The 6,006-nt window shown below is 72.0% G+C and carries 6 protein-coding genes; 2 read left to right on the top strand and 4 right to left on the bottom strand.

Annotated elements, in window-relative coordinates:
• From PROKR_RS01360 to PROKR_RS01345, 4 genes are all read right to left on the bottom strand, one after another.
• On the bottom strand, window positions 1–430 hold a 430-nt coding region (locus PROKR_RS01360; RefSeq protein ID WP_036959050.1), incomplete at its 3' end, for an ATP-binding cassette domain-containing protein.
• 44 nt (window positions 431–474) lie between these two features.
• A complete protein-coding gene (locus PROKR_RS01355) occupies window positions 475–1,284 on the bottom strand; it encodes an ABC transporter permease (protein WP_036959048.1) in 810 nt (269 codons plus the stop codon).
• On the bottom strand, window positions 1,281–2,276 hold the full coding sequence (locus tag PROKR_RS01350; protein ID WP_051432578.1) for an ABC transporter permease: 996 nt from the start codon (window positions 2,274–2,276) through the stop codon (window positions 1,281–1,283). The genes PROKR_RS01355 and PROKR_RS01350 overlap by 4 nt, the downstream gene beginning before the upstream one ends.
• Entirely contained in the window at window positions 2,261–3,931 is a 1,671-nt protein-coding gene (locus PROKR_RS01345; RefSeq protein WP_036959046.1) for an ABC transporter substrate-binding protein, read from the bottom strand. The genes PROKR_RS01350 and PROKR_RS01345 overlap by 16 nt, the downstream gene beginning before the upstream one ends.
• A 253-nt stretch (window positions 3,932–4,184) precedes the next feature.
• Here PROKR_RS01345 and PROKR_RS01340 point away from each other — a divergent pair, with 253 nt between their 5' ends.
• Together PROKR_RS01340 and PROKR_RS33395 are read left to right on the top strand one after the other, a co-directional pair.
• Window positions 4,185–5,402, top strand: a complete 1,218-nt coding sequence (locus PROKR_RS01340; protein WP_036959044.1) for a toxic anion resistance protein — start codon at window positions 4,185–4,187, stop codon at window positions 5,400–5,402.
• Between the two features lie 23 nt (window positions 5,403–5,425).
• Window positions 5,426–6,006 (top strand): hypothetical protein (locus PROKR_RS33395; protein ID WP_084800194.1); only part of this gene is annotated, 581 nt, incomplete at its 3' end.

Raw genomic sequence — 6,006 nt, 5'->3', positions numbered from 1 at the left:
GCTGACCGGCCCGGAGCTCGGCGTCGGGCAGGCCCACGCGCTCCAGGAGAGCGAGGGTGCGCGCCCGCCGCGCGGCGGCGTCGAGATCGGTGTGCAGGGCCAGCGTGTCGCCGATCTCGCGGCCGACCGGCCGCAGGGGGTCCAGGGAGACCAGCGCGTCCTGCGCGATGAGGCCGACGACGCCCCCGCGCAGCCTCCGGAGCCGCCGTCCGGACAGCGACAGCACGTCCTGCCCGGCCACCCGCAACGCCGAGGCCGAGACCCGCGCCCCCTCCCCCGCCAGACCGACGACGCTGCGCGCGGTCACGCTCTTGCCCGACCCGGACTCGCCGACGATCGCGACGCACTCGCCCGCGGCGACGCGCAGGCTCACTCCGTCGACCACGCGCCGTCCGGCGAAGGACACGACGAGGTCCCGGACGTCCAGCACGGGCCCATCCGGCGTTGGCAACCCCCCGCCCGAGGCAGCAGCGCTCATGCCGCACTCCTGTTCCGCTTCTGGATGCCCCGGCCGATGACGGTCGCGGCCGCGGCGCTGGCGACGATCGCGAGGCCGGGGAAGAACGTCATCCACCAGAAGTTCGCGATGTACGTGCGGCCGGCGGCGAGCATCGCGCCCCACTCGGCGGCGGGCGGCACGGCGCCCAGGCCGAGATAGCTCAGCGACGACACCCAGATGATCGCCTGCCCCAGACCGAGGGTGGCGAGCACGAACAGCGCAGCCGTCACGTTCGGCAGGATGTGACGCGCGGTGATCCACAGCCGCCCGCGGCCCAGCACGCGCGCGGCCTCGATGAACTCCGCGGACGCCGTCCGGCGCACCTGGGAACGGATGATGCGCGCGTACCCGGGCGCGGTGGCCAGCCCTACGGCGATGGTCGAGCTCAGCACGCCTGGCCCTGTGACCACGATGAACAGCAGCGCGAGCAGCAGGCCGGGGAACGCGAACAGCACCTCGACCACCCGGGTCGTGCCGAAGTCGAGCCAGCGCGGCCCGAGCCCCGCCACGAAGCCGAGCACGACCGCCAGGCCGATGCCGATCGCCGTGGCGAGCACGCCGATCAGGAGCGACTCCGACGCGCCGTGCACCACCCGCGTGTAGATGTCGCGCCCGGACTCGTCGGTCCCGAAGAGGTGGGCGAGCGACGGCGGCTGGAAGGCGTCGGCGTGCGAGACGGCGAGGGGGTCGCCGGGCGCGAGCAGGCTCGGCCACAGCGCGGCGACCACGAGCAGCAGGAGCAGGACACCGGCGATCGTCTCGGCGACGGTGGGGCGGAACCTCATTCGGCCACCGCCCGGGTGCGCGGGTCGATGAGCCGGTCGGCGAGGTCGGTGACGAGCGTCATCACCGCGTACGCGAGCGCCACCACCAGCACGATGCCGGTCACGAGCGTGACGTCGCGCAGCTGCACGGCGGACAGCAGGCTGCGTCCGAGACCCTGCCGCGCGAACACGGACTCGACCACCACGGCGCCGCTGATCAGGGACCCGAACGCCCACCCCGACAGCCCGACGGCGGGGATGGCCGCGTGCCGCAGGGTGTGCCGCCAGAAGATGCGCACCTCGCTCTCGCCGCGCGCCCGGGCCGTGGTGACGAACGGCGACTCCATGGCGGTGAGCAGCGACTCGCGCATGACCTGGCCGAGGAACCCGGCCAGCGGGATCGCCATGGTCAGCGCGGGCAGCACGATGCCGAGCGGCCCCGGCACGCTGACCGGCGGGAGGATGCCCAGGGTCAGGCTGAAGAACAGGATGAGCACGGTCGCGAGCCAGAAGTGCGGCACGGCCGCCGCGACGAGCTCCAGCCCCGAGCCGATGGCCCAGGCGACCCTGCCGCCGCGCACGCTCCACGCGGCCAGCGCGCACGCGAGCGCCCAGGCCAGCGCGAGCGAGACCAGGGCGAGCGTCAGGGTGGCGCCGAACTGCTCGCCGATCGCGGTCAGCACCGGCTTGTGCAGGGAGTACGACTGGCCCAGGTCGCCGGTGACCAGCCGCCCCAGATAGGTCAGGTACTGCACCACGAGCGGCTGGTCGAGGCCGTACTCGCGGCGCACCTGCGCCAGCGCCTCGGGCCCGGCCTGCGAGCCGGGACCGCCGAGGATCGCCTCAGCGGGGTCGCCGGGGACCAGGCGGAGCGCGAAGAACGTGATCGTCGCCGCCGCCCACAGCACGAACAGGACCCCGCCGGCGCGCAGGAGCAGCCAGTGCCGGTTGCCCGGTACCGGCCTCCTGCGCGCCCCGGTGGTGGGGACCGGAAGGGTCAAGGCACCAGCCATGCCCCGGCGAAGGTGGGCGTCGAGACCGTCGGCATCGCGCGCAGACCCTGGACGCTCGACGACCGCAGGAAGTGGTTCTGCTGGTCGTAGAGCGGCAGGATGTAGTAGCCCTCGAGGATGATCCGCTGGGCCTCCTCGTAGAGGCTGGCCCGCTCGCCGGCGTCGCTGGCCGCCGACGCCTGGGTGAGCAGCTCGTCGAGGTCGGCGTCGTCCACCTGCGCGAGGTTCGCGAAGTAGCCGCTCGGCGCAGGGGTGATCGAGTCGGAGTGGTACAGGATGCGCAGCACGTCCGGGCCGACCTTCGTGTACGGGGCGCTGACCAGGTCGTACTCGTTCTCGGCGAGCACGCCGTACCAGCTCGACAGGTCGAGCGGCTGCAGCTTGACCTCGAAGCCGGCGGTCTTCGCGTCGGCCTGGATCTGCTCGAACAGGGACTGCTCGGCGGGGATCGACTGGTTGGTGCTCACCGGGAAGTCGAGGGTCAGCCGCTCGCCGTCCTTGGCGCGGTAGCCGTCGGCGTCGCGCTCGTCCCAGCCGGCCTCGTCCAGCAGCGCGGAAGCCGCGTCCGTGTCCACGGTGAACAGGTCGGGGAGGCTCAGGCCCAGCGGCTCGACGCTCGACAGCGGCGAGTAGGACCGCTCGGCGGTGCCGAAGAACAGGCTCTGGATGCCGTCGTCCACGTTCACGGAGCGGATGAACGCCTCGCGGACGCGCTCGTCGTCGAACGGTGCCTTGCCCGAGTTGAGCTCGATGCGGTTGGCTGCGCCGGGGCGCGGGGCGTCGAGCTCCTCGATCGCGTCGTCCGACTCTGCCGACTTGATGGTGTCCGGCTGCGCGTTGTCGATGACCTGGACCTCGCCGGACTGCAGGGCGGCGTAGCGGCTCGCGGAGTCGGGGATGAACCGCCACACGATCGAGTCGAGGTACGGGAGGTCGCTGCCCTCGGTCGCCTCGGCGACGTCGGCCGGCGGCGAGTTGTAGTCGTCGTTGCGAACGAGGGTGACCGAGTCCTGACGCTCCCACGTGTCGACGACGAACGGGCCGGTGCCGACGGGCGCGGCGCAGTTCTCCTCCTGGCTGCGCTCCAGGGCCTTCGGCGACTCCATCGCGACCCACACCTGCGACAGCGACTCCAGCAGCGCGGAGTCGGGAGCGCTCATCTCGAACCGCACCAGGTGGTCGTCGACGGCGACGACGTCCTTGATCTTCGCCAGCGCGAGGTACCCGGTCGACGACGCCGTGGCCGGGTCCTGCACGTGCGCGATGTTCGCGGCGACCGCCTCCGCGTCGAACGGGGTGCCGTCGGTGAACGTCACGTCGTCGCGGAGCGTGAACTCCCACTCCAGGCCGTCGTCGCTCGCGTCCCACTCGGTGGCGAGCCACGGGACGACCTCGCCGTCCTCGTCGAGCGAGACCAGGGACTCCAGGTACTGGGTGGCGATGAGCGCCTGCGGGTAGTTGCCGCCCACGTGCGGGTCGAGGCAGGACGGCTCGGCGTCGCCCGACGCGTAGGTCAGCGTGCCCCCGGTGACGGGTTCGCCCGACGGTTCCGTGGTCGTCGCGCCTCCCCCGGGTGAGCACGCGGCGAGCAGGAGGGCGACGGCTGCCGTGACGACGACGGCGGCACGCGGGCGGGAGAACCGGCGCGAGGGCATGGCTACTGGCACATCCTGTCTGGAAGGGTGTCCGAACACTGACGTTCATGCTCCCAAACCCCGGGGCCCGGCGGGCCTATTCCGTCAGCGGCCGCCGGGTGAGGCGTGCCACACCGACCAGTCACCCGCTCCCCCGGGAACTCTGCCCGCAGCCCCCTCGTTCTCACCCCGCCGAGCAGCGCTTCCGCCCTCGAAGGCGGTAGCCCGCGGCATATACTCGCCGCGTTCGGACGCCCTATCTCGAGGAGCACCGATGACCGAGCCGATGCCGCTTCAACCCCCCGCGCCAGCAGAGCCGCTCGTGCTCACCGCGCCCGACCCGGTACAGCCGGTCGCCAGCACCCAGGCGCCCAAGATGGCACCCAAGGTGGACCCCGCCGTGGCCCCCGCGCTCGACCAGAAGGTCAGCACCTACCTGGACGGCCTGCTCGGCACCGATACGCGCTCCCCCGAGTTCGCCCAGCGCGCCGACGACGTGCGCACCATGGGCGACCAGGACATCCGGCAGGCCGCCGACTCCAGCAACCGGCTGCTGGCCACGCCCGTGCGCGCCCTGAAGGAGGGCGGCCTCGCCGACGGCTCGAAGGTGGGCCAGACCCTCCTGGAGCTGCGCCGCACGGTCGAGGACCTGGACCCGTCCGAGGCCAGCGTCGGCCGCAAGATCCTCGGCGTCATCCCGTTCGGCGACAAGATCCAGGACTACTTCCGCCGCTACGAGTCCGCCCAGGGCCAGCTCAACGCCATCATCCAGGCCCTCTACAACGGGCAGGACGAGCTGCGCAAGGACAACGCAGCGCTCAACCTGGAGAAGCAGAACCTCTGGGACACCATGACGCGGCTCAACCAGTACATCTACGTGGCCGAGCGGCTCGACGCCCAGCTCTCCGCGAAGATCGCCGAGCTGCAGATCGCCGACTCGGAGCGGGCCAAGGCGCTGTCCGAGGACGTCCTGTTCTACGTGCGCCAGAAGCACCAGGACCTGCTCACCCAGCTCGCGGTGTCGATCCAGGGCTACCTCGCGATCGACATCATCATCAAGAACAACATCGAGCTCACCAAGGGCGTGGACCGCGCGACGACCACCACGGTCTCCGCGCTGCGCACCGCCGTCATCGTGGCGCAGGCCCTCGCGAACCAGAAGCTGGTGCTGGACCAGATCGGCGCCCTGAACACGACGACGTCGAACATGATCGCCTCGACCTCCAAGATGCTCGCCGACCAGTCGGCGACCATCCAGGAGCAGGCGGCGAGCTCGACGGTCGGCATCGAGCAGCTCCAGGCGGCATTCGCGAACATCTACGCGACGATGGACTCCATCAGCGACTTCAAGACCCGCGCGCTGGACTCCATGTCGCAGACCATCGGCGTGCTGCAGACCGAGACGACCAAGGCCTCCGAGTACGTCGAGCGGGCCCGGCGCACGAACACCGACGGCGTGGCGAGCGGTTCGCTCGATCTCGGCAACCGGTGACGGCCGCAGGCACGGGGGAACGTATGGGCTGGTGGCAGCGGATCTTCGGCGGCGGACGCCCCGAGGAGGGGCAGACCGTCGCCGTACCGGCACCGCCCACGACCGAGCAGATCGTGACGTCCGTCGACGCCGTCCTGGCCCGCGCGACCGGCAAGGCCCCCGCGGCAGTGACCGCCCGCGTGCAGCGCGTGGTGGAGACGGTGCACGAGATGGTGCCGCGCCTGGACCGGCTCGGCCCCGGCTCCCAGCAGGCGCACACCGTCGTGGCCACGGCCACGAGCTACCTGCCCGAGGCCGTCGACGCGTACCTGAGGTTGCCCCGCGACTTCGCCGACCGGCGCGTCGTGGACCGCGGCAAGACGTCGCTCCTGATCCTCTGCGACCAGCTCGACCTGCTGGGCGCCACGCTCGACAAGATCTCGGACGCCGTCTCCCGCGCCGATGCCGTGGCCCTCGTGGCCCACGGGCGGTTCCTGGAGGAGAAGTTCGGCACCTCGGGCCTCACGCTCCCGGGCCAGGTCCAGCCAGGTCAGGTCCAGCCCGGCCAGGCCCTGCCCGGGCCGGGCGCGGCGGGCCCCGGTCCGACGTCGGGCCCCGCGCCCCT

This window comes from Promicromonospora kroppenstedtii DSM 19349, from assembly GCF_000515355.1.
GTDB classification, from domain to species: Bacteria; Actinomycetota; Actinomycetes; order Actinomycetales; family Cellulomonadaceae; genus Promicromonospora; species Promicromonospora kroppenstedtii.
This window is presented reverse-complemented; position numbering and strand designations above follow the sequence as displayed.

Bases quoted from the DNA above. Each gene is read 5' to 3' on its own strand.
- PROKR_RS01340 (WP_036959044.1), top strand. From the start codon at position 4,185: ATGACCGAGCCGATGCCGCTTCAACCCCCCGCGCCAGCAGAGCCGCTC.
- PROKR_RS01350 (WP_051432578.1), bottom strand. From the start codon at position 2,276: ATGGCTGGTGCCTTGACCCTTCCGGTCCCCACCACCGGGGCGCGCAGG.
- PROKR_RS01345 (WP_036959046.1), bottom strand. From the start codon at position 3,931: ATGCCCTCGCGCCGGTTCTCCCGCCCGCGTGCCGCCGTCGTCGTCACG.
- PROKR_RS01355 (WP_036959048.1), bottom strand. From the start codon at position 1,284: ATGAGGTTCCGCCCCACCGTCGCCGAGACGATCGCCGGTGTCCTGCTC.